This is a genomic window from Xanthomonas floridensis, assembly GCF_001642575.1.
Lineage (GTDB): Bacteria > Pseudomonadota > Gammaproteobacteria > Xanthomonadales > Xanthomonadaceae > Xanthomonas > Xanthomonas floridensis.
Window position 1 is genome coordinate 1 of the sequence record NZ_LXNG01000004.1, and the last position, 21,350, is coordinate 21,350.

The following is a 21,350-nucleotide window of genomic DNA, read 5'->3' on the forward strand; positions in this document are numbered from 1 at the left end:
ATCTGCGAACCCGACCCTACACGCCGCGCACCAATGGCAAGGCCGAACGGCTGGTGCAGACCAGCCTGCGAGAATGGGCCTATGCGCGCTCCTATACCGACTCCACGCAACGCGCCAACGCCTTCCAGGGCTGGCTGCATCACTACAACTGGCATCGGCCACACGCCAGCCTCGGCTACAAACCCCCCATCTCCCGAATTCCAATTCCAATGAACAACGTGGTGGGTTTACACACCTAGAACCGGAGCGTACGGCGTCGTGCATGCCCGTTACGCGCACCGGCCGTGCCAAGCGGTGCATGCAGGGGATCGGGAAATCGCTTCAAGCCGCGGTCTGCGGTGCTCTGCGCTTGCCGCAGCATGCGCGCAGACCGCTACGCCGGTTGTGGGGTGCCAGGCTACGGCAGTTAAGACCGGCACGTGGTCGTCAGGCGGGCGCAGTCGCTGCGCGGGGCCGCCTGCCGCATGGACATGGCGGCTGCTCCGCGCCTGTCATGTCCATCTGGCGACCGTTCACCTTGTGCCGCTGGCAGTCTTACTCGCCCAGCGCCTTGGCCACGAACGGCGGTGCGACCAGCACGCCGGTATGCAGGTGCGCGGTGTAGTACAGCGTCTCGAAGCCCTTGGCTTGCGCGGCGTCCTGGCGGAAGGCGAAATCGGCCTTGGCCTGCTTGCTGGCCATGGTCACGCTCCACCAGCCGGTGGGGTAGCACGGCTGCGGGAACGGCAGGGTCTTGAACGACTGGAAGCCGGCCTTGCCCATTTCGGTGCGCATTTCGTTGATCAGGTCCAGCAGCGCCAGCGGCGATTCGGACTGCTGCACCAGGATCCCGTCGTCCTTCAGCGCCCTGAAGCAGCTCTCGTAGAAGGCCTTGTTGAACAGGCCTTCGGCCGGGCCTACCGGGTCGGTGGAATCGACGATCACGATATCCACGCTGCCGGCCGGGCAATTGGCCATGTAGGCCACGCCGTCGTCGAACAGCAGCTCGGCGCGCGCGTCGTGATTGGAATCGCACAGCTCGGGGAAATACTTCTCCGACATGCGGGTGACCTGCTCGTCGATATCGCACTGGGTGGCGCTTTCCACGCCCGGGTGCTTGAGCACCTCGCGCAGCGTGCCGCAGTCGCCGCCGCCGATGATCACCACGCGCTTGGGCGCAGGGTGGGTGAACAGCGCCGGGTGGCTGATCATCTCGTGATAGAAGAAATTGTCGCGGCTGGTGAGCATCACCGCGCCGTCGATGAGCATCAGCTTGCCCCAATCGGTGGTCTGGTAGATCTCGATCTTCTGGAACGGGGACTGCACCTCGTCCAGCTTGCCGCTGATCCGGAAGCCGATGGCCGACCCGGTGGGCTGGAAGTGTTCGATGTACCAGTTGTCGTTGGTGCTCATGCGGACGTCCTAATCGAAAAGAAGCGGGCGGTTCCTTCTCCCGGCGGGAGAAGGTGGCGCGTAGCGCCGGATGAGGGTCGGGCGCAGCCGCGTGCAGCCAAATTGCGCGGCGGCTGACCCTTGCTCGGCCCCGATCCGACCAGGAGCGGGGCGTGAAGTCGGCGCGGATTGTAACGGACCCTGCGCGTGCCAGGCGTTACACTTCACGCCCTTTTTGCCCCAGCCGAGACAACGAAATGAGCGATTGGTCCCTCGACCAAGCCCGCAAGACCTACTCGATCCCGCATTGGGCCGATGGGTATTTCGATGTGAACGCCGCCGGCCACGTGGTGGTCACCCCCACCGTCGACGGCCCATCGGTGTCGCTGCCCGAGGTCGTGGATGCCGCGCGCGCGGCTGGCGCCAAGCTGCCGCTGCTGGTGCGCTTCCCGGACATCCTGGGCCAGCGGCTGGGCAAGCTGCAGGCGGCCTTTGCGCAGGCGCAATCGGAGTGGGACTACGCCGGCGGCTACACGGCCGTGTACCCGATCAAGGTCAACCAGCATCGCGGCGTGGCCGGCACGCTGGCCAGCCACCACGGCGATGGCTTCGGCCTGGAGGCCGGCAGCAAGCCGGAGCTGATGGCGGTGCTGGCGCTGTCGCGTCCGGGCGGGCTGATCGTCTGCAATGGCTACAAGGACCGCGAATACATCCGCCTGGCGCTGATCGGCCGCAAGCTGGGCCTGCAGACCTTCATCGTCATCGAAAAGCCGTCCGAGCTGACCCTGGTGCTGGAAGAGGCACGCGCGCTGGACGTCAAGCCGGGCCTGGGCGTGCGCATGCGCCTGGCCTCGCTGGGCGCGGGCAAATGGCAGAACAGCGGTGGCGACAAGGCCAAATTCGGGCTGTCGCCGCGCCAGGTGCTGGACCTGTGGAAGACGCTGCGCGACACCGAATACGCCGACAGCCTGAACCTGCTGCATTTCCACATGGGCTCGCAGATCTCCAACGTGCGCGACATCGCCAATGGCATGCGCGAGGCCACGCGCTATTTCGTGGAGCTCTCGCGCCTGGGCGCCAAGATCAGCCATGTGGACGTGGGCGGCGGCCTGGGCATCGACTACGAAGGCACGCGCTCGCGCAGCTATTGCTCGATCAACTACGGCCTGCATTCGTACGCCAGCAATATCGTGCAGCCGCTGGCCAGCGCTTGCGAGGAACACGGCCTGACCCCGCCGCGCATCGTCACCGAATGCGGCCGCGCAATGACCGCGCACCACGCGGTGCTGATCGCCAACGTGTCCGAAGTGGAGCAGGCGCCGGAAGGCCGCGTGCCGGATGCGCACGACGACGAGCCGGCGGCGATCCGCCACCTGCGCGAGATCCACGACGAGCTCGACGTGCGCCCGGCAGTGGAACTGTTCCAGGAAGCCCAGCACTTCCATGCCGAGGGCCTGAGCGCCTACGCGCTGGGCCAGATCGACCTGACCCACCGCGCACGCATCGACGATTTGTTCTATGCCATCGCCCACGGGGTGCGCGCGCGCCTGAGCTTCGACGAGAAGAGCCACCGCCCGGTGCTGGATGAGCTCAACGAGCGGCTGGTGGACAAGTACTTCGTCAACTTCAGCGTGTTCGAGTCGATCCCGGATGTGTGGGCGATCGATCAGGTGTTCCCGATCGTGCCGATCGAACGCCTGAACGAAGCGCCGCAGCGGCGCGGCATCATCGCCGACATGACCTGCGATTCGGACGGCATGGTCAAGACCTATGTCGAGAACGAAAGCCTGGACAGCTCGCTGCCGCTGCACACCTTGAATGCGGGTGAGAGCTATCGCATCGGTTTCTTCCTGGTCGGTGCCTACCAGGAAATCCTGGGCGATATCCATAACCTATTCGGCGACACCGATGCGGTGGAAGTGGCCGTGGATGGCGCCGGATATCGCATCGTGCAGCAGCGTCGCGGCGATACCACCGATGTGATGCTCGATTACGTGGGCTATCAGCTGGACACGTTGCGCGCGACCTATGCCGAGCGCATCGCCGCCGCGCAGCTGCCGCCGGAGCGCGCGCAGGAACTGAGCCAGGCGCTGGAAGCCGGGCTGACCGGCTACACCTATCTGTCCGACGAACCCTTGGGCTGATGCACGCCGCGCGCTGCGGGCCAGTGCTGCAGCGCGCTGATCTTGTGTCAGGCGCTCCGCCTCATGGGGCAAGGGGTGAATCGCGCAGGGCGCTGGCTCGCGACACTGCCCAACGGCGCAGTGCGGCGACCGCCATTCGCCGCGTCGTACTCGATCCTCACCGCATCCGCATCCGTAGCCGCCAGGCACGCCATCGTCCGGCTCTGGATGCCGCAGCTGTGCCTGTGTCTGCCACGCTCAGCCACAACAGACGCCAGCGGTCTGCAGAGCGCCACATCAGCAAAACGCAGCGATGCTTCACGCCGATGACAAACGGGCGACGCTTGCATGATCGTGCGACCACCGGCAGCGTTGCTGCAGAAAACGCCATGTTTCATGCGGTGATCTGCACAATAAGCAGGCGTATCAACGACGGCGTGCGCAATGGTCTTATGCGTTGCAAGCATCGACGTGCTTGCGAACGCCGCATCCTATCCATCATTGCGCCAATGAAAGTAGTACCTGATGCGCTGGGGTTGCAGATAGGCGCGTCGCCAAAGCCCGCTTGTTTTACGCAGTGATTCGCACGAAATGCAGGCCTATCAACGCTGCCGGCCACACTGGTCTTACGCGTGGCGTTCGTTGCAAGTCACGCGATAAGCACCGCGTCCGTTCGCTGCCGGGGCGCAGCGCGGTTGCGTATTGGATACTGTATTTGCGGTGTTTTCCTGCAATGCGCAGCGGTGTCGCATCGCATCTGCCCGCAGCTATGCATCGAGAACACTAGTTGAAATCACACTTCGGTTAAAAAATTTTACACATCACGCGCATTTCGTGATTTTTGCACGGTTCTGTCCTCGGACGAATTGTTAGTGTTTGTTTAACTTGTCGGGATACAAGTTGCTCCAATCAGACATTTGCACAATCGGGGTTTCGATGGTGCCTGTCGCTTCGTAGTGCGTGTCCATTGTGCGTGTCCACTGCGGATTGCCGGCTTCTGCCGACAGTCGACGGTGTTTTCTATCTCGCGTTTCATTACCAAGTGCTGATCCGGCGTCACTTTGACCGCAACGCGGCCAAGTCGCTCCGGGCGACCGCGCGCCATACAAAAGGATGCTTGCAATGCACGCCGATGCCGCCCCCCTGGTTCCCTTGACCCGAGCGCAACGCGGCCTGTGGGTGGCCAGCAAGTTGCATACCGACAACACCTTGATGTTGTCCGAAGCACTGGAAATGTTCGGTCCGCTGGACCCTGCGCTATTGGTCCGCGCCACGTTGCAGCTGGCGCGCGAGTTCGACACGCTGCGGCTGTGCATCGTGGAGCACGACGGCGTGCCGCGGCAGGTGATCCTGCCCGAGTACACCGCGCCGGTTCCCTACTTCAACGTCAGCGAAGATCCCGCGCCGCGCAATGCCGCCGAGCACTGGGTGGACGAACAAATCCGTCAACCGGAAGACCTGGAGCATGGGCCGTTATGGCATTGCGCGGTGTTCCGGCTCGGCGAGGATCACCATATGTGGGTGCAGTGCGTGAGCCATCTGGTGATGGATGGCTATTGCGCCTCGATCATGATGCAGCGCATGTCGGTGCTGTATAACGCCTACGCCGCAGACGTGGAGCCGGAGCCCGCGGATTACGGCAGTGCGTTGTCGCTGGTGGAGATGGAGCAGCAGTACCGCGCCTCCGACCGCTTCCAGCGCGATCGCGATTTTTGGATGCAGCAGCTGGCCGATCTGCCGCCACCGGCAACCCTGGCGCGCCCCGGCAACCATCTCTCCACCGGGCTATTGCGCGGCACCGGGCAGTTTTCGCCGCAGCAGGTGGTGCGCCTGCGCGCGATGGGCAAGGACTACGGCGCCAGCCTGCCGCAGATGCTGATCTCGCTGATCGCCGCCTATTACTACCGCTGCACCGGTGCCGAAGATCTGGTGCTGGCGATGCCGGTGACCGGCCGCATCAATGCACGCTACCGCCAGACTGCCGGGCTGGTGGCCAATGTGATTTCGCTGCGCCTGAAGATGGACCCGCAGCAGCCGATCCATGCGTTGTTCGCGCAGGTCGCCTCGGTGGTCAGGCATGCCTTGCGGCATCAGCAATATCGCTTCGAGGACGTACGTCGCGACATCGGCATGTTCGGCATCGACCAGAAGTTCGCCCGCCTGGCGGTCAATATCGAAGCCTTCGATTACGCGCTGCGCTTTGGCGAGGCGTATGCGATACCGCATAACCTGTGCAACGGCCCGGCCGACGATCTGACCATCTTCTGCTACGAGCGCGGCGACGGCGCGGCCCTGCGCTTCGATCTGGATGCCAATCCGGCGTTGTACGACAGCGACGAGCTGGCCGAACACTGCCGTCGCCTGGCCCATCTGGCCGATGTCGTGCTGGCGAACCCGGCATGCGCGCTGGGTGAAGTGGATGTGCTGGGCGAGGAAGAGCGCCGCCGGTTGCTGCACACCTGGAATCACACCGCCGCAGCGCTGCCGGAACCGGCCACGTTGTTGCACGGCATGTTGCAGCGTGCCGAGACGATGCCTGCGGCCGTTGTCGTGCACTACGAAAACCGCACGCTGGATTACGCCACGCTGTGCGAGCTCGCTTCGCGGATCGCTGCGCAATGGGTGGCCGACGGGGTGCGCCCTGGCGATGTGGTCGCTGTCGCGTTGCCGCGCAGCGAGCATCTGTTGGTGGCCTTGCTGGCCATCATGTGGAGCGGCGCGGCCTACCTGCCGCTGGACCCGGAAAGCCCGGCGGCGCGCAATCGGCAGATGCTCAACGATTCCGGCGCCATTGCGCTGGTCTGCGAGCCGGCATTGTGCGAGCGCTATCTGCTCGGCGGCATGGTCTGGCTGGACCCGCGCCCGGCGCATCTGCCAGCGGCGATCGACCCGTTGGCGACTCCGGATGGGACGGCGTATGTGCTGTACACCTCCGGCTCCACCGGCACGCCCAAGGGCGTGGAGATCAGCCATCGCAACCTGTTCAATTTCCTGCATGCGATGGAACACGAGCTGGCGTTGCGTCCGCGCGACCGCGTGCTGGCGGTCACCACCATCACCTTCGACATCGCCGGGCTGGAGCTGTATCTGCCGTTGCTGGTGGGTGCGCGCGTGGTCATCGCGCCGGCTGGCATCAGTCATGACCCGCGCGGTCTCTCGCGCTTGATCGTCCACGAGCAGATCAGCCTGGTGCAGGCGACGCCGTCGCTGTGGCGCATCCTGCTGGCCAATCAGGATCTGGCCCTGGATCGCATCCATGCGCTGGTCGGCGGCGAGGCCTTGGTGCCCGAGTTGGCGACGCACTTGTTGAGCCGGGTCGGGCGCCTGACCCAGTTGTACGGGCCGACCGAAACCACCATCTGGTCGACCATCATGCCGCTGCAGTTGACCGATGCGGCGGCACCGCCGATCGGCAGACCGCTGCTCAACACACGCGTCTATGTGCTGGATGCGCAGCGGCAGCCGTTGCCGACCGGCGCGATCGGCGAGCTGTATATCGGCGGTGTCGGTGTCGCCAAGGGCTATCGCGGCAAGCGGCAGCTCACCAGCGAGCGTTTCCTGCGCGATCCGTTCGCCGACGACGGCAGCACCATGTACCGCACCGGCGACCGCGTGCGTCAGCGCCGCGACGGCCTGCTGGAATTCATCGGCCGCGCCGATGCGCAATTGAAGATCCGCGGCCACCGCGTGGAGCCGGCGGAAATCGAAAACGCATTGCTGCTGCATGCACAGGTGGCGCAGGTGGCGGTGGTTGCGCACAGCGATGGCGACAACGCCGTGCAGCTGCTCGCCTACGTGGTGGGCAAGCATGGCAACACGCCGTCGAGCGAGCTGCTGCGCGCCCATCTGCAACAGCGCTTGCCCGCCTCGATGATTCCAAGCCTGTGGATGCCATTGCCGGCGTTGCCGCTGACGGCCAATGGCAAGCTGGACCGCCGCGCCTTGCCTGCGCCGGGCGCGTTGCCCCAGCGCGCGCATGTGGCGCCGCGTGACGCGCTCGAACATCAGCTGGCGGACCTGCTGCAGGAGGTGCTGGGCATCGAGGTGGTGGGGGTGGACGATAATTTCTTCGAACTCGGTGGCGACTCGCTGCGCGCGGCAGAAATGGCGGCGCGCTTCCCGCAACTGTTCGGCGTGGAGCTACCGCTGGGCGCGCTGTTCCATGCGCCGACGATTGCCGGCCTGTCGGAGGTGATCAAACGCAGCGCGCAGGCACCGAACGACCCGCTGAGCGTGCTGCTGCCGATGCGCGCAGGCAGCGCCGGCGCCACGCCGTTGTTCTGCATCCATCCGGTCATCGGCCTGGGCTGGTCGTATCTCACCCTGCTCGGCCAGCTCGATCCGCAGTGGCCGGTGTACGCATTGCAGTCGCCGGCATTGAGCGACCCGCAGCATCGCCCGGACAGCATCGAGGCGATCGCCCGCGATTATCTGGCGCGTCTGCGCAGCGTGCAGCCGCATGGACCGTATCGTTTGATGGGCTGGTCGTTGGGCGGTCTGATCGCGCACGCCATGGCCGCCGAATTGCATGACCTGGGCGAACAGGTCGAGTTGCTGGCGATGCTCGACAGCTACCCGCATCTGGAACAGGCCGCCGCGCTGCCCGAAGCGGAAAACGTGCGTGCATCGGTGCATGCGCTGGGGCTGACGCTGGCGCACGACCAACCGATGCCGACCACGGTGGCGCAGCTGGCCAGCCTGTTGTGCGATCACTACGGGCTGACCACCGTGCCGGCGGTGCGGCAGTTGCTGGAGCACCGCCCCACGCTGCTGGACGACCTGGGCGCAGTGACCCAGCATCACCTGCACCTGGCGCGACGCCACCGGCCGCGGGCCTTGAATCAGGATGTGCTGTTCGTCGAAGCCAGCGTGCGCATGAGCTCCGGTGGCGACGAGGCGCAATGGGTGGACTACCGGCCGCAGGCATGGCGTCCGTATGTGCGCACGCTGCATCTGCACGCACTGGACAGCGATCACCACTCGATGCTGTCGGCCGCTCACTCGGCAACGCTGTGTGCGCTGCTGCACCAGGCCAGTGCACAGGTGTCGCAGCGCGACGCCAGCATCGCCAGCGCCAGTGCCAACGACGGGGTAGCCGAATATGCCTGAGTCTCTCGCTTCGGCTGCAGCCAGCCGCCCGGTCGTCATCGCCACCCTGGGCACGCACGGCGATGTGCGCCCGATCATCGCGCTTGGCCGCGGCCTGCAGGAGCGCGGCTACCCGGTGCGGGTGTTGACCAGCGCCAACTTCGCATCGCTGATCCGCGCCAACGGTCTTGAGTTCTTTCCGCTCAGCGGCGACCACCAGAAACTGTTGCAGGGTCATCCGGATGTTGCCGAGATGCGCGGTGGCTGGCGCGGCATCTGGGGTACTTTGCGTGCACAGCTGCTGGAGTGGGCGCGCGATTGGGCCGAGCAGGGCCGCGCGGCCTGTGCCGATGCCGGCTTGATTCTCGGCGTCGGCAGCGCGAGCCTGCTGGCGCACAGCCTGGGCCAGGCCTATGGCCTGCCGGTGGTGCTTACGCAATTGCAGCCGCTCACCGCCTCGCGCCATGTGCCGTTGATGCTGATGCCCACCGTGCGTCTGCCTGGGCTGGTGAGCGTGGCGCTGCATCACGCGGTGCGCTTTGCCGGCTGGCAGCTGATGCGCCCGGCCCTCAACGGCATCGTGCGCCCGGCCTTGGGGTTGCCGGCGTATCCGTGGAGTGGCCCCGACCGCAGCGCGCAGCGCGTGGTGTATGGCTATAGCGAGCATCTGTGCCCACGTCCGCCGGACTGGCCGGACCGGGCCCAGGTCAGCGGCTTCTGGCAGCTGCCGCAGCCGCAGTGGCAGCCGCCTGCCGCGCTGGAGGCATTTCTGCAGGCCGGCCCGCCGCCGCTGTACATCGGTTTCGGCAGCATGATCAGCAGCGATGCGGCGCAGCTCACCGCCATCGTCAAGGCGGCGGTGCGTTTGACCGGTCAACGCGCGCTGCTGGCCAGCGGCTGGGGCGGGCTGGCGGCCGGGGAAGATGCCTCCGACGATGCCGGGCGCTTCTTCCAGCTGGAGCAGGCGCCGCACGATTGGCTGTTCCCGCGGGTGTCGGTGGCGGTGCATCACGGCGGTGCCGGCACCACCGGTGCGGCGCTTGCCGCAGGGATTCCATCGGTGGTGCTGCCGTTCGGCTACGACCAACCGTTCTGGGCGCATTGCCTGGCCCAACGTGGGGTGGCACCACCTGCACTTGCACGTGTCGGCCTTCAGCCGGAGACGCTGGCCGAAGCGCTGCGCCAGGCCAGTACACCCGCCATGCGCACGGCGGCACGCGCGCTGGGCCAGCGCATTCGCGACGAAGACGGCGTGCGCAACGCGGTCGATCGGCTGGAAGCCTGGGGGCTATTGCATCCAGTCGCGCGGGTGGCACGGGTCGAGCAGGCGGCGGTGGCCTGAGGCTGACAGTGCTGCATCGGTGTCAAGCCGCGCATCGTGCTCGGCGACAGGGAGTCTCATGCCTGCGCAGGCAGGCTAAGTGCAGCGATCAGGACAGCTGCGCTCGCCGTCAGGCGGGCACGGCCGTCATTCGTTGCGACGTGTACCGCTCGCTTACTCCTGTTCCCGAGCGCGGCGCGCAGACGCGCCTGACGAATGCTCGCTTTGTCGTGTTGGCCACTCTAAGTCGCTGGCGTGATGCAACGGGGTGGCAGGCAGTGCATTGAACGCAAGGCTGCATCGGTCCACGTCGGTCGCAGCGGCCAGCCACATCGCCGCCGCAGGCCAGGCGCCCCTCGCCATGCGGCGCAAGCAGCAGTACGACGTGACGTCAGGGCAACCTCGCAACCGCATGGATCGCCCGCTGCCCTGCAGGCATGGCTGCGGACGCTCGTCGCAGTGATCGTCCGCCGCTCGATGCGTTGTCTGTCCATCTCTCCACGTGTCTGCCACGGTGCTTTGCATCCCGATGCGTGAGCGGGGAATGCACCGGCAGCACGCACCGCAGCGCCGCCGGCAACGCTCACATCGCCCAACCTACGCATGGGCGTCAGCCATACGGCACAATCGGCCGTCCTCATTGCCGATCGCTCCTATGCGCTATCCCGCTCTGGACCTGCTGCGTGGCATCGCCATCGTCTGGGTGATGCTGTTCCATTCCTTCGTGGTCGGCGGGCTGGGGCCGGACTGGGCGTGGCTGTCGCGCTACGGCTGGATGGGGGTGGACCTGTTCTTCGTACTGAGCGGGTTTCTGATCGGCAGCCAGGTGCTTATGCCGCTGGCGTGCGGGCAGCGGCTGGATTTCAAGGACTTCTACCTGCGGCGCGCGTTTCGCATCCTGCCGGCGTTTGCGGTGGTGCTGATCGTCTACATGGTGTGGCCGGGGTTTCGCGAAGCGCCCGGGCTGGCGCCGTGGTGGATGTTCGCCAGTTTCACCCTGAACCTGTTCGTCGATTACGGCCAGCAGGCTGCCTTCTCGCACGCCTGGTCGCTGTGCGTGGAAGAGCATTTCTATCTGGTGTTTCCGCTGCTGGCCACGCTGTTGTTGCGGCGGCCGTCGGCCAGGCGCTTCATTGCGTTGTGCGTGGTGGTGGTGCTGGCCGGCATCGTATTGCGTACCAGCGTGTGGCTGCACAACACCGCGCTGGACCAGATCGGCGGCGGGCAGCAGCGCAACTGGTTTGTCGAAGACATCTACTACCCCACCTGGAACCGCCTCGACGGCCTGCTGGCCGGCGTGGTGCTGGCGGTGCTCAAGGTGTTTCGCCCGCAGACCTGGCAACGGTTGCAGCAGCGTGGAGGCACCTGGTTGCTGGCCGGCATCGCAGTGCTGGCCCTGGCGATGTGGCTGTTTCGCGAACGTACCGGCCTGATCGGCAATGCGGTGGGGTGGCCGGTGCTCTCGTTCGGCCTGGCCTTGCTGGTGCTGGCAGGCACCGCGACCGACAGTGCCTTCGGCCGCCTGCGCGTGCCCGGTGCGGCCTGGCTGGCGGCGATCTCCTACAGCCTGTACCTGACCCACAAGGCGATGTTTCATGTGACTCAAGAATGGTTTGGCGCCACGCTGGAAGGCCGGGGCCTCCTGGCATTTGTGGTGTATGGCGTGGTGGCGCTGGCGGCAGGCGCGTTGCTGCATTACGCGGTGGAGCTTCCGTTCCTGCAGCTGCGCGGCGCGCTGCTGCGGCGGCGTGCGGCACTGCGCAGGGGTGCCGAGCTGGCGTAATGCGCTGTGTAGTTCATCGGTCGAAGGGGCACAAGTAAAAAGCCGCGCAATGCGCGGCTTTCTGATGAATCCGTTCGATGCGCCACATGCCTTGCGCGGCGCACCGCGCAGCGTAGCCCGCGCCCTGCGCGCTCACCGTTTCCACCCACCTCTCAGCCGCACTGCCTCATTGCGCGTCGCGCGCCACCTGAAACCCGGCAAACGACTGCGTCACCGGCATGATTTCCAGCCGATTGATGTTCAAGTGCGCCGGCAGGCTGGCCACGTAGAAGATCTGCTCGGCGATGTCTTCGGCGGTCATTGGGGTGGCGCCGCGGTAGAGCGTGTCCGAGGCGGCCTGGTTGCCGCCGGTGCGCACCAGGGTGAATTCGGTTTCCGCCATGCCCGGTTCGATCGAGGTCACGCGCACGCCGGTGCCGTGCAGGTCCGAGCGCAGGCCCAGCGAAAATTGCTGCACGAAGGCCTTGGTGCCGCCGTAGACATTGCCGCCGGTGTACGGGTAAGTGGCCGCCACCGAGGCGATGTTGATGATGGCGCCGCGACGTGCGATCAACGCCGGCAGCAACCGGTGGGTGAGGGTGACCAGGGCGGTGACATTGGTGTCGATCATCTGCTGCCACTGCTGCAGGTCGGCCTGCTGCGCCGGCGCAGTGCCCAGTGCCAGCCCGGCGTTGTTGACCAGTACGTCGATGTCGGCGAAGGCCGGCGGCAGCGCATCGATGGCCGCGTCCAGCGCCTGCGCATCGCGCATGTCGAATGCGGCGGTGTGCACCTGGCCGGCGGGCAGTTCCGCGGCCAATGCATCCAGGCGCTCGGCACGCCGGCCGGTGGCGATGACCTTCCAGCCGGCGGCGGCAAAGCGGCGCACCGCGGCGCTGCCGAATCCGGAGGTGGCGCCGGTGATCATGACGGTCTTGGACATGGGGAACTCCAGGGGATGGGGGATGCTTGAAGTGACTTGAAAACGTGGCGAGCGATGGTCGGGTGGGTGCGGCGCGCTCGGAGCCAAAGTGTACGAGTGGTCCGGACCGCGGCGGGCATCGGCCGCGCCTGCCTGACGGTGAGCGCAGTCGTTATGTTTGCCGCTCTTAGGGGACAGGAACCGGGCGGGCAGCTGCGTCCTGACGTGCGCGCAGCATGTCTGCAGTGAGCGCTTCGCGGGCGATCACATGCCCTCGGCGCAGCCGCAGCAGCACATAGCCAGCCGGCGCGTCGGACGGTAGGTTCTCCGCAGTCGGCAGGGCGGCGATCACCTCGCCATCCACCCACACCGCCGCGACCGGCGCGCGCTGGCCGGGGAACAACACCGCCAGCGGCAGTTCCGGCGGCGCCTCGGCGCAGGCACCCAGCACCACGCGATCAAGCACCAGCTGTTGCGCGTCCACGCGCCAGAACGCCTGGTAGCCACGCCAGTTGGCGCTGCAACTGCCCAGGGCGTCGCCCGCCTGCGCCACGAAGCGCTTCCAGGTGGCGGGGTCGTCCAGCGGTCCGGACAGCGGCTCGGCCAGCAGCAGTGCCTGCTGGCCATCGATCTGGATCTGGTCGGGAATCTGCTCGGTGGCCTGTGCCGTGCCGATCAGCCCAAGCAATCCCAGTACCGTGCTGGCGAGCCGGCGCATCACCGCGCTTACTGCGCCTTGATCGCGATGGCAGGCAAGCCGCTGCCGGTGAGTTTCTGCTTGGCTTCGGCCAGTTCGCCAGCGCTGCCGTACGGACCCATGCGCACGCGATACACCGTCTTGCCGCTGATTTCGGCCGATTCCACGCGTGCGGCCAGGCCCATCATCGCCAGCTTGGCCTTGGTCGATTCGGCATCGCCGGAGGCACCGAACGAGCCGGCCTGCAGGATGTAACGGGTGTTGTCGGTCACCGCAGGTGCGGCGGCGGGGCTGGACGCCGGCGTGGCGGCGGCAACTGCCGGCTTGGGCGCAGTGGCAGCCGGCGTGGTGAGCGCAGCGGTGCTGGCTGGCGCAGGCGTGGCAGCCGGGCGGGTCTGGGCGGCTTCCGGCAACGGCTTGGGCACGCGGGCGGCCGGTTCGTTCAAGGGCACCGGCACGCTGGCGGCAGGCGTGGCCGCGGCGACGCTGGCTGCGCCGCCCGGTGCTGGTGGCACCGGCTTGCCTTCCAGTGCCGCGCGCGCGCGCGCAGCTTCCTCGGCACGTGCACTGGCGGCCAGTTCCGCATCGGACATCTGCACTTCCTTGCCGGGCAGCAAGGTGTAGAAGTCGTACTGGGTCTGCGCATCGCCGGGCTTGGCCTGCGGCTTGGGCGGCTGCGTGCTGGGCTTGGGCAACTCGGCCGGCGTATCGGTGTCGGCATCGGCCACGGGCTCAGGCTGCGCGTCGGGGTTGGCCCGCGGACCCACGCGCAGGAAGCCGTCGCCGTCCTTCTTGAACAGGTTGGGCGCGGCCAGGAAGATCACCGCCGCAATCGCGGCGCCCGCCACCAACCACACCCAACCGGGCGTGCCATTGCTGGTGTTGCGTCGTGCCTGGCTCTTACCGCGTCGTGCTGCCATCTACCACTTCTCCGAATCGTGTCGTTGCGGGCCATTGCCCGACGTGCTGCGGCGATCGCTGTTGCTGCGCCTGCTGCCGGGCACGGCGCGGGCGATGAGGGGTGGCCAGAACGGCCTTTGCCTGCGGCGCAGCCAGGGGGACGTCCCCGGCTGCGGTATCCCGGTGGCGTGCTTACATCTTTTCCGGAGCGCTGACGCCCAGCAGTTCCAGGCCGTTGGCGAGCACTTGCTGGGTGGCCACCGCCAGGGTGAGCTTGGCATCGCGCTCGGCGGCATCGTCCACCAGCACCTTGCTGTTGTGATACCACGTGTGGAAGGCATGCGCCAATTCACGCAGGTATTGCGCAATCTGGTACGGCTCCAGCGTCTGGCCAGCCATTTCCACCACTTCCGGGTAACGCGATAGCTCCAGCATCACCGCAAGCGAGTGCTCGTCGTCCAGACGCGCCAGCTGGGCCAGGCCGTTGGCCTGTTCGTACTTGAGGCCCTTTTCCTGCGCCTGGCGCAGCACGCTGCACACGCGCGCATGCGCGTACTGCACGTAGAACACCGGGTTGTCGTTGCTCTGCGCGCGCGCCAGATCGATGTCGAAGGTCAACTGCGAATCGGGCTTGCGCGCGATCAGGAACCAACGCACCGCATCGGCGCTGGTTTCTTCGATCAGATCGCGCAGGGTGACGTAGCTGCCGGCACGCTTGGACAGCTTCACTTCTTCGCCGCCGCGCATCACCGTGACCATCTGGTGCAGCACGTATTCCGGCCAGCCCTGCGGGATGCCCAGTTCCAGCGCCTGCAGGCCGGCGCGCACGCGCGTCAGCGAGCCGTGGTGGTCGGCGCCCAGTTCGGTGATCGCGCGCTCGTAACCGCGCTGCCACTTGGTCAGGTGGTAGGCGACGTCCGGCACGAAGTAGGTGTAGGTGCCGTCGGACTTGCGCATGACGCGGTCCTTGTCGTCGCCGAAGTCGGTGGACTTCAGCCACAACGCGCCGCCTTCTTCGTAGGTGTGGCCGGAGGCGATCAGCTTCTGCACCGCTTCTTCGACCTTGCCGTCCTTGTACAGCGAGCTTTCCAGGAAATAGATATCGAAGTCGACGCGGAACGCGGCCAGGTCGTGGTTCTGCTCGTTGCGCAGATACGCCACCGCGAAGCGACGGATCGATTCGAGATCGGCCGGATCCTTGGTGCCGGTGACCAGGTGGCCTTCCAGGTCGACGGTGTCGCCGGCCAGGTAGGCGTTGGCCACATCGGCGATGTAGTCGCCGCGGTAGCCGTTCTCCGGCCAGCCGTCGCTGTCGGGGGTGAGTCCTTGCGCGCGCGCCTGCACCGACAGCGCAAGGTTTTCGATCTGCACGCCGGCATCGTTGTAGTAGAACTCGCGCTTGACGTTCCAGCCATTGGCATCGAGCACGCGTGCCAGGCTGTCGCCGATCGCCGCGGCGCGGCCGTGGCCAACGTGCAGCGGGCCGGTGGGGTTGGCCGAAACATATTCCACGCCCACCGAGCGGCCATTGCCGGCCAGGCCGCGGCCATAGTCGTGGCCCTGCTTGATCACATGCGCCACTTCGCGCTGGTAGGCGGTGGGAGCCAGATGGAAATTGATGAAGCCGGGGCCGGCGATCTCCACCTGGGTCACATCGTCGCTGGCCGGCAGCGCGGCAACCAGCGCCTGCGCCAATGCGCGCGGATTGCTGCGCGCGGCCTTGGCCAGCAGCATCGCCGCATTGGTGGCGAAGTCGCCGTGCTCGCGTGTCTTGGGTCGCTCGACCACAAAATCCGGCGGCAGGGTGTCGGCGGGCAGGGTGCCGTTGGCGCGCAAGGCTTCGATGCCTTGGCCGATCAGTGCGCGGAGTAGGGCTTTCACGTGGGATCTGCTTGGAACGAAACCAGCGATTTTACCCGACCGCGCGGCGCAGGGTCCGGCCGATGGTTCAGGTCGGCGCGCCGGCGTGACGCGATCCACCCAGGCCCCGCGCAACGGCCAGGCGGGCGCGGCCGGTGTTTGCCGCCGGCAATTGCCCTCGTGTGCTGTGGCTCACCCTTGGCACAGGCTGCTTCCGTACGGAGTGGTCGGTCATCTCAGCTAGGTGTTCAGTCCCGGCATGCAGCTGCCCTGGCGCTGCGCACCACCGATGCCGCCCCTCACTGACCGGCAGCTGCCCGGATGGCATCGCGTCCGGCAGGGCATCAGGCGCGCCAGTCCAGCCAGCCGCGCTCGGCCAGCGAGACCGGCCGGCCGTCGCCGATCACGAAGTGGTCCAGCAGGCGGATATCCACCAGATCCAGCCCTTGCAGCAGGCGTTGGGTGACGGCGCGGTCGGCCTCGGATGGCTCCGGATTGCCGGACGGGTGGTTGTGACCCACGATCACCGCCGCGGCGTTGTGCAGCAGCGCCCGCCGTACCACTTCGCGCGGATGGATGTCGGCGCCGTCGATGGTGCCGGTGAACATTTCCTCGAAGGCGATCGCGCGGTGGCGGTTGTCCAGGAACAGCACCGCGAACACCTCGTAGGCGCGGGCGCGCAGCCGCTGCGAAAAATAGCGGCCCACGCTGGGCGGGTCGCTGAGCGCCTCGCCGCGCTCCAGCCCGCTCATCAGGTGGCGGTGCGCCAGTTCCAGCGCCGCGTTGAGCTTGCACGCCGAGGCCGGGCCCAGGCCAGGCAGGCGCGCCAGGGCCGAGGCCGGGCGGTCCAGCAGCACCCGCAGCGGCCCGTGCCGGTGCAGCAACTCGCGCGCGGTCTTGACCGCGTCCTGGCCGCGCAGGCCCGAGCCGACGAAGATCGCCAGCAGCTCGGCGTCGGAGAGGGCAGGCGCGCCGCGCGCCAGGAGTTTTTCGCGCGGGCGTTCGGTGCTGGGCCAGTCGTGTATGTGCATATGGCGAGATTGCCGGTGCTTATCGCCCACGCCCATCAGGCCAGGCAGGGCCATCGGCTAATCTAGTTGTCCTTGTAACCGTAGGACGACTCCGACGTGATCGGCTCCACTCAGGCCCGCCCCCTGGACGGACAGCGTTTGCTGCTGTGCGTCGGCGGAGGCATCGCCGCTTACAAATCGCTTGAACTGGTCCGTCGCCTGCGCGACGCCGGCGCGCAGGTGCAGGTCGCCATGACCAGCGGCGCGCAACAGTTCGTCACCCCGCTGAGCTTCCAGGCGCTGTCCGGGCAACCGACCCGCACCACGCTGTGGGACAGCGCCGCCGAGCAGGCGATGGGGCATATCGAACTGGCCCGGTGGGCCGACCAGGTGATCGTGGCGCCGGCCACCGCCGACCTGCTCGCGCGCCTGGCGCACGGGCTGGCCGACGATCTGGTCACCACGCTGTGCCTGGCCACGACTGCGCCGCTGACCGTGGCCCCGGCGATGAACCACCGCATGTGGCTGCATGCGGCCACCCAGGCCAATATCGCCACCCTGCGCGCGCGCGGCGTGGCAGTGGTCGGCCCCGAGGACGGCCCGCTGGCCGAAGGCGAATCCGGTCCCGGCCGGCTGGCCGAGCCGGCGGCGATCATCGCTGCACTGGCAGGCGCCCAGACCGTCGCCGCCGCGCCTGCCGCCGCCCTGGCCGCCACCGCGCCGGCGTTCATTCCCAGCAGTGCGCAGCTGGAAGGCCTGCGCATCGTGATCAGCGCCGGGCCCACATTTGAAGACCTGGACCCGGTGCGCTACGTCGGCAACCGCAGCAGCGGCAAGATGGGCTACGCCCTGGCCGCCGCCGCTGCCCGCCAGGGCGCCGACGTCGTCCTGGTCAGCGGACCGGTGCACCAGACCACCCCGCCCGGGGTGCAGCGCACCGACGTGCGCTCGGCCGCGCAGATGCGCGACGCGGTGCTGGGCGCTTTCCCGGCCGATATCTACATCGGCGCGGCCGCGGTCGCCGACTACACTCCCAAGCGGGTGGTGTCGCAGAAGATCAAGAAGACCGGCGAAACGCTCACCCTGGAACTGGTGCGCACCCCGGACATCCTGTCCGAGGTCGCCGCGCAGACCGGCGCGCTCAAACTGGTGGTCGGTTTTGCGGCCGAAACGCACGATGTGGAGCATTACGCGCGTGGCAAGCTGGCGGCCAAGCGGCTGGACCTGATTATCGCCAACCAGGTGGGGATCGAGGGCGGCGGGTTCGAGAGCGACAACAACGCCGCCACCGCCTACTGGCAAGGCGGCGAGCGTGTGTTCCCCAGCAGCAGCAAGACCCAGCTGGCCGACCAACTGCTGGCCCTGATCGCGGAGAGATTGCAGGCATGAGCGACCCGACCCACTCCTTGCAGCTGAAGTTGCTCGATCCGCGCTTCGGCGACGCATGGCCGTTGCCGGCCTACGCCACCGAGGCCAGCGCAGGCATGGACCTGCGCGCCGCACTGGAAGCGCCGATGACGCTGGAACCCGGCGATGCGGCGTTGATTCCCAGCGGCATCGCCATCCATCTGGCCGACCCGCAGCTGTGTGCGGTGGTCCTGCCGCGTTCGGGCCTGGGCCATCGTCACGGCATCGTGCTCGGCAACGGCACCGGGCTCATCGATGCCGACTACCAGGGGCCGCTGCTGATCAGCACCTGGAATCGTGGGCGCGAGGCCTTCACCATCGAGCCGGGCGACCGCATCGCGCAGCTGGTGATCCTGCCGATCGTGCGCGTGGGCCTGCAAGTGGTGGATACTTTCGTCGACAGCGCGCGGGGAGCGGGTGGATTCGGCCACACCGGGGTGCGCTGACGGGGGAGTCGCATGAGCAAGGCGAACGAGCGCAGGCAGTCGATGTCCAGCGTGCGTACGAGTGGTCCGGTATTGGGGGGCGTGTTGCTGCTGCTGGCCGCGTGGTTCGGCTGGAACAGCTATGCGCAATGGCACGAAGAGTCGATTGCGCAGACCCTGGAGCAGGCCCGCGACCGTGCGGTGCAGGAGGTCGGCCAGGCGATGGCCGCGCAGGCCAGCCAGCTCGATGCCGTGCTCAAGCAACCAGCGGTCGTGACCGCGCTGGGCAACGGCGACGCATTGGCCGCCGCCTCGATCATCCGTGAGCGTTTCAAGGGCGCCGAGGACGTGCAGGTGCTGCCTGGCGACCTGGCCGCGGCCTACACCAACCCCAAGGATTTCGGTTACGCGCGCCTGAGCCTGCTCGAATCGGCGCAGGTGGCCGACCATGCGCAGGTGCGCGTGGTGCGCGACGCCAGGCAGGTGCGCCTGGGCGTGGCGGCCGCGGTGCGCCTGGGCGGGCAGCCGGCAGTGGCGTATGCGCGATTGCCGCTGCTGCGCCTGACCGGACCGCTGGATGCGATCGCGGTGCCCGGCAGCGCCTACCTGGCGCTGCGCCAGGGCGGTTACAACGTGACCCAACAGGGTGATGCGGCACTGGCCGATGCCGCCGAAACGCTGGCCAGGCCGCTGGGCACCAGCGGCCTGCGCGTGGCCGCAGCGGTGCCGCAGCGCGATGCCGGCCCGCTGGGCCTGGGCGCGGTGGGCTGCGCCATCGTGGCGGGCTTGCTGGGCGTGATTGCCGTGTTGCTGGTACTGGCCAGCCGTGGCCGGGTGGCCTTGCCGCGCCGCCGCGTCGCCGGCGCCACGACGGCCGACGAACCCACCTTCAGTCAAAGCCTGCAACACGACGCCAGCCTCGCCAGCGAGGCGGTTGCGCCGGATGAGGCAGCGCAGCCCGCCACGCCAGCGCTGGTGCCGGCGGTGCAGGTCGCCACCGACATGTTCCGCGCCTACGACATCCGGGGCGTGGTTGGAAAAGAGCTCAATCCCGGCGTGGCGGCGCTGATTGGCCAGGCCATCGGCAGCGTGATGCAGACACAGGGCCTGCGCGATGTGGTGGTGGGCCGCGACGGGCGCCTGTCCGGTCCGGAGCTGACCAACGGGCTGATCGAAGGCCTGCGGCGTGCCGGCTGCAACGTGACCGACATCGGCCTGGCACCGACGCCGATGGTGTATTTCGGCGCATATGAGTTGCGTGCCGGCAGCTGCGTGGCGGTGACCGGCAGCCACAATCCACCGGACTACAACGGCTTCAAGATCGTCATCGGTGGCGAGACGCTGTCCGGCACGGCCATCGCCGAACTGCACCAGCGCATCAACGAAGGCCGCCTGCACACCGCCGCCGCGCCCGGCGAGCTGGAGCAGCGCGATCTCAGCGATGCCTACATCCAGCGCATCGCCGATGACGTGCAGCTCGACCGCCCGATCAAGGTCGTCGTGGACGCCGGCAATGGTGCGGCCGGCGAGATCGCACCACGCCTGCTGGAGGCGATCGGTGCCGACGTTGTGCCGCTGTATTGCGACATCGACGGAACATTCCCCAACCACCATCCGGACCCGAGCGAGCCGCACAATCTCGACGATCTGGTGAAGATGGTGCAGCGTTTCGACGCGGATATCGGCGTGGCCTTCGACGGTGACGCCGATCGCCTGGGCGTGGTGACCAAGGAAGGCACGGTGGTGTTCCCCGACCGTCTGCTGATGCTGTTCGCCGCCGATGTGCTGCAGCGTAATCCCGGCGCGTTGGTCATCTACGACGTGAAGTGCACCGGCAAGCTGTCCGATTACGTACTGCGCAATGGTGGCAGCCCGCTGATGTGGAAGACCGGGCATTCGCTGATCAAGTCGAAGATGCGCGAAACCGATGCCGAGCTGGCCGGCGAGATGAGCGGGCATTTCTTCTTCAAGGAACGCTGGTACGGCTTCGACGACGGCATCTACGCCGCTGCGCGCCTGCTGGAAATCCTGGCCCAGCGCGAGGAAACCCCGTCCGAAGTGCTGGACGCCCTGCCCGAGAGCGTCTCCACCCCGGAGATCAAGGTGCCGGTGGAAGGCGATGCGCATGCGCTGGTGGCGCGCGTTGTCGCGCGTGCACAGGCTGGCGAAGAATCGCCGTTCGAGTCGGCACGGCTGTCCACCATCGACGGCCTGCGCGCGGACTTCGTCGACGGCTGGGGCCTGGTGCGCGCCTCCAACACCACGCCCATCCTGGTGCTGCGGTTCGAAGCCGACAGCGAGGCGGCACTTGAGCGCATCCGCGCGCTGTTCCGCAGCGAATTGCAGGCACTGTTGCCCGAGCATCCGCTGGCGTTCTGAGCCCGGAGGCGTCGCCGCCAGCGGCGTCGCCCCTGCAGCGTCAGCACCGTTGGTCGCGACGCTATGGAACGGCGGCGAAGGCGAA

The 21,350-nt window shown here is 67.2% G+C and carries 15 protein-coding genes; 9 read left to right on the plus strand and 6 right to left on the minus strand.

Annotation, left to right across the window (positions count from 1 at the left end):
• The coding region (locus A7D17_RS02900) for an integrase core domain-containing protein (RefSeq protein ID WP_153041882.1) at positions 1 to 239 on the plus strand (239 nt) is incomplete at its 5' end.
• Positions 240 to 534: 295 nt separating this feature from the next.
• Here A7D17_RS02900 and speE read toward each other — a convergent pair.
• The gene (gene speE, locus A7D17_RS02905) at positions 535 to 1,392 is read right to left on the minus strand and encodes a polyamine aminopropyltransferase (RefSeq protein WP_064507723.1); all 858 of its coding nucleotides are present in this window, start codon (positions 1,390 to 1,392) and stop codon (positions 535 to 537) included.
• Between the two features lie 236 nt (positions 1,393 to 1,628).
• Here speE and speA point away from each other — a divergent pair, with 236 nt between their 5' ends.
• From speA to A7D17_RS02925, 5 genes are all read left to right on the plus strand, one after another.
• Positions 1,629 to 3,515: an arginine decarboxylase gene (gene speA / locus A7D17_RS02910; RefSeq protein WP_064507724.1), complete on the plus strand. Its 1,887-nt coding sequence runs from the start codon at positions 1,629 to 1,631 to the stop codon at positions 3,513 to 3,515.
• 224 nt (positions 3,516 to 3,739) lie between these two features.
• A complete protein-coding gene (locus A7D17_RS23870) occupies positions 3,740 to 4,075 on the plus strand; it encodes a hypothetical protein (protein ID WP_153041883.1) in 336 nt (111 codons plus the stop codon).
• 541 nt (positions 4,076 to 4,616) lie between these two features.
• On the plus strand, positions 4,617 to 8,603 hold the full coding sequence (locus tag A7D17_RS02915) for a non-ribosomal peptide synthetase (protein WP_064507725.1): 3,987 nt from the start codon (positions 4,617 to 4,619) through the stop codon (positions 8,601 to 8,603).
• Positions 8,596 to 9,924, plus strand: a complete 1,329-nt coding sequence (locus A7D17_RS02920) for a glycosyltransferase (RefSeq protein ID WP_064507726.1) — start codon at positions 8,596 to 8,598, stop codon at positions 9,922 to 9,924. The genes A7D17_RS02915 and A7D17_RS02920 overlap by 8 nt, the downstream gene beginning before the upstream one ends.
• A 634-nt stretch (positions 9,925 to 10,558) precedes the next feature.
• The gene (locus tag A7D17_RS02925; protein ID WP_064507727.1) at positions 10,559 to 11,686 is read left to right on the plus strand and encodes an acyltransferase family protein; all 1,128 of its coding nucleotides are present in this window, start codon (positions 10,559 to 10,561) and stop codon (positions 11,684 to 11,686) included.
• 166 nt (positions 11,687 to 11,852) lie between these two features.
• Here A7D17_RS02925 and A7D17_RS02930 read toward each other — a convergent pair whose 3' ends face one another.
• From A7D17_RS02930 to radC, 5 genes are all read right to left on the minus strand, one after another.
• A complete protein-coding gene (locus tag A7D17_RS02930; protein WP_064507728.1) occupies positions 11,853 to 12,608 on the minus strand; it encodes an SDR family NAD(P)-dependent oxidoreductase in 756 nt (251 codons plus the stop codon).
• 166 nt (positions 12,609 to 12,774) lie between these two features.
• Positions 12,775 to 13,308 carry a hypothetical protein gene (locus A7D17_RS02935; protein WP_064507729.1) on the minus strand — a complete coding sequence of 178 codons (534 nt, stop codon included), beginning with the start codon at positions 13,306 to 13,308 and terminating at the stop codon, positions 12,775 to 12,777.
• Between the two features lie 5 nt (positions 13,309 to 13,313).
• Positions 13,314 to 14,204 (minus strand): SPOR domain-containing protein, encoded by an 891-nt coding sequence (locus A7D17_RS02940; protein WP_064507730.1) that lies wholly within the window; start codon positions 14,202 to 14,204, stop codon positions 13,314 to 13,316.
• Positions 14,205 to 14,376: 172 nt separating this feature from the next.
• On the minus strand, positions 14,377 to 16,065 hold the full coding sequence (gene argS / locus A7D17_RS02945; protein ID WP_064507731.1) for an arginine--tRNA ligase: 1,689 nt from the start codon (positions 16,063 to 16,065) through the stop codon (positions 14,377 to 14,379).
• A gap of 323 nt (positions 16,066 to 16,388) precedes the next feature.
• On the minus strand, positions 16,389 to 17,075 hold the full coding sequence (gene radC / locus A7D17_RS02950) for a RadC family protein (RefSeq protein ID WP_064507732.1): 687 nt from the start codon (positions 17,073 to 17,075) through the stop codon (positions 16,389 to 16,391).
• Positions 17,076 to 17,171: 96 nt separating this feature from the next.
• On the opposite strand from radC, the gene coaBC reads away from it, so the two are divergent.
• Genes coaBC through A7D17_RS23570 form a run of 3 tightly spaced genes read left to right on the plus strand, consistent with a single transcriptional unit; the run spans position 17,172 to position 21,265 of the window.
• Positions 17,172 to 18,443, plus strand: a complete 1,272-nt coding sequence (gene coaBC, locus A7D17_RS02955) for a bifunctional phosphopantothenoylcysteine decarboxylase/phosphopantothenate--cysteine ligase CoaBC (RefSeq protein WP_064507733.1) — start codon at positions 17,172 to 17,174, stop codon at positions 18,441 to 18,443.
• Positions 18,440 to 18,907, plus strand: coding sequence for a dUTP diphosphatase (gene dut / locus A7D17_RS02960; protein WP_064507734.1), 468 nt, complete (start codon positions 18,440 to 18,442; stop codon positions 18,905 to 18,907). Before coaBC ends, dut begins: the two co-directional genes overlap by 4 nt.
• Positions 18,908 to 18,919: 12 nt before the next feature.
• On the plus strand, positions 18,920 to 21,265 hold the full coding sequence (locus tag A7D17_RS23570; protein ID WP_064507735.1) for a phosphomannomutase/phosphoglucomutase: 2,346 nt from the start codon (positions 18,920 to 18,922) through the stop codon (positions 21,263 to 21,265).
• Positions 21,266 to 21,350: the final 85 nt, after the last annotated feature.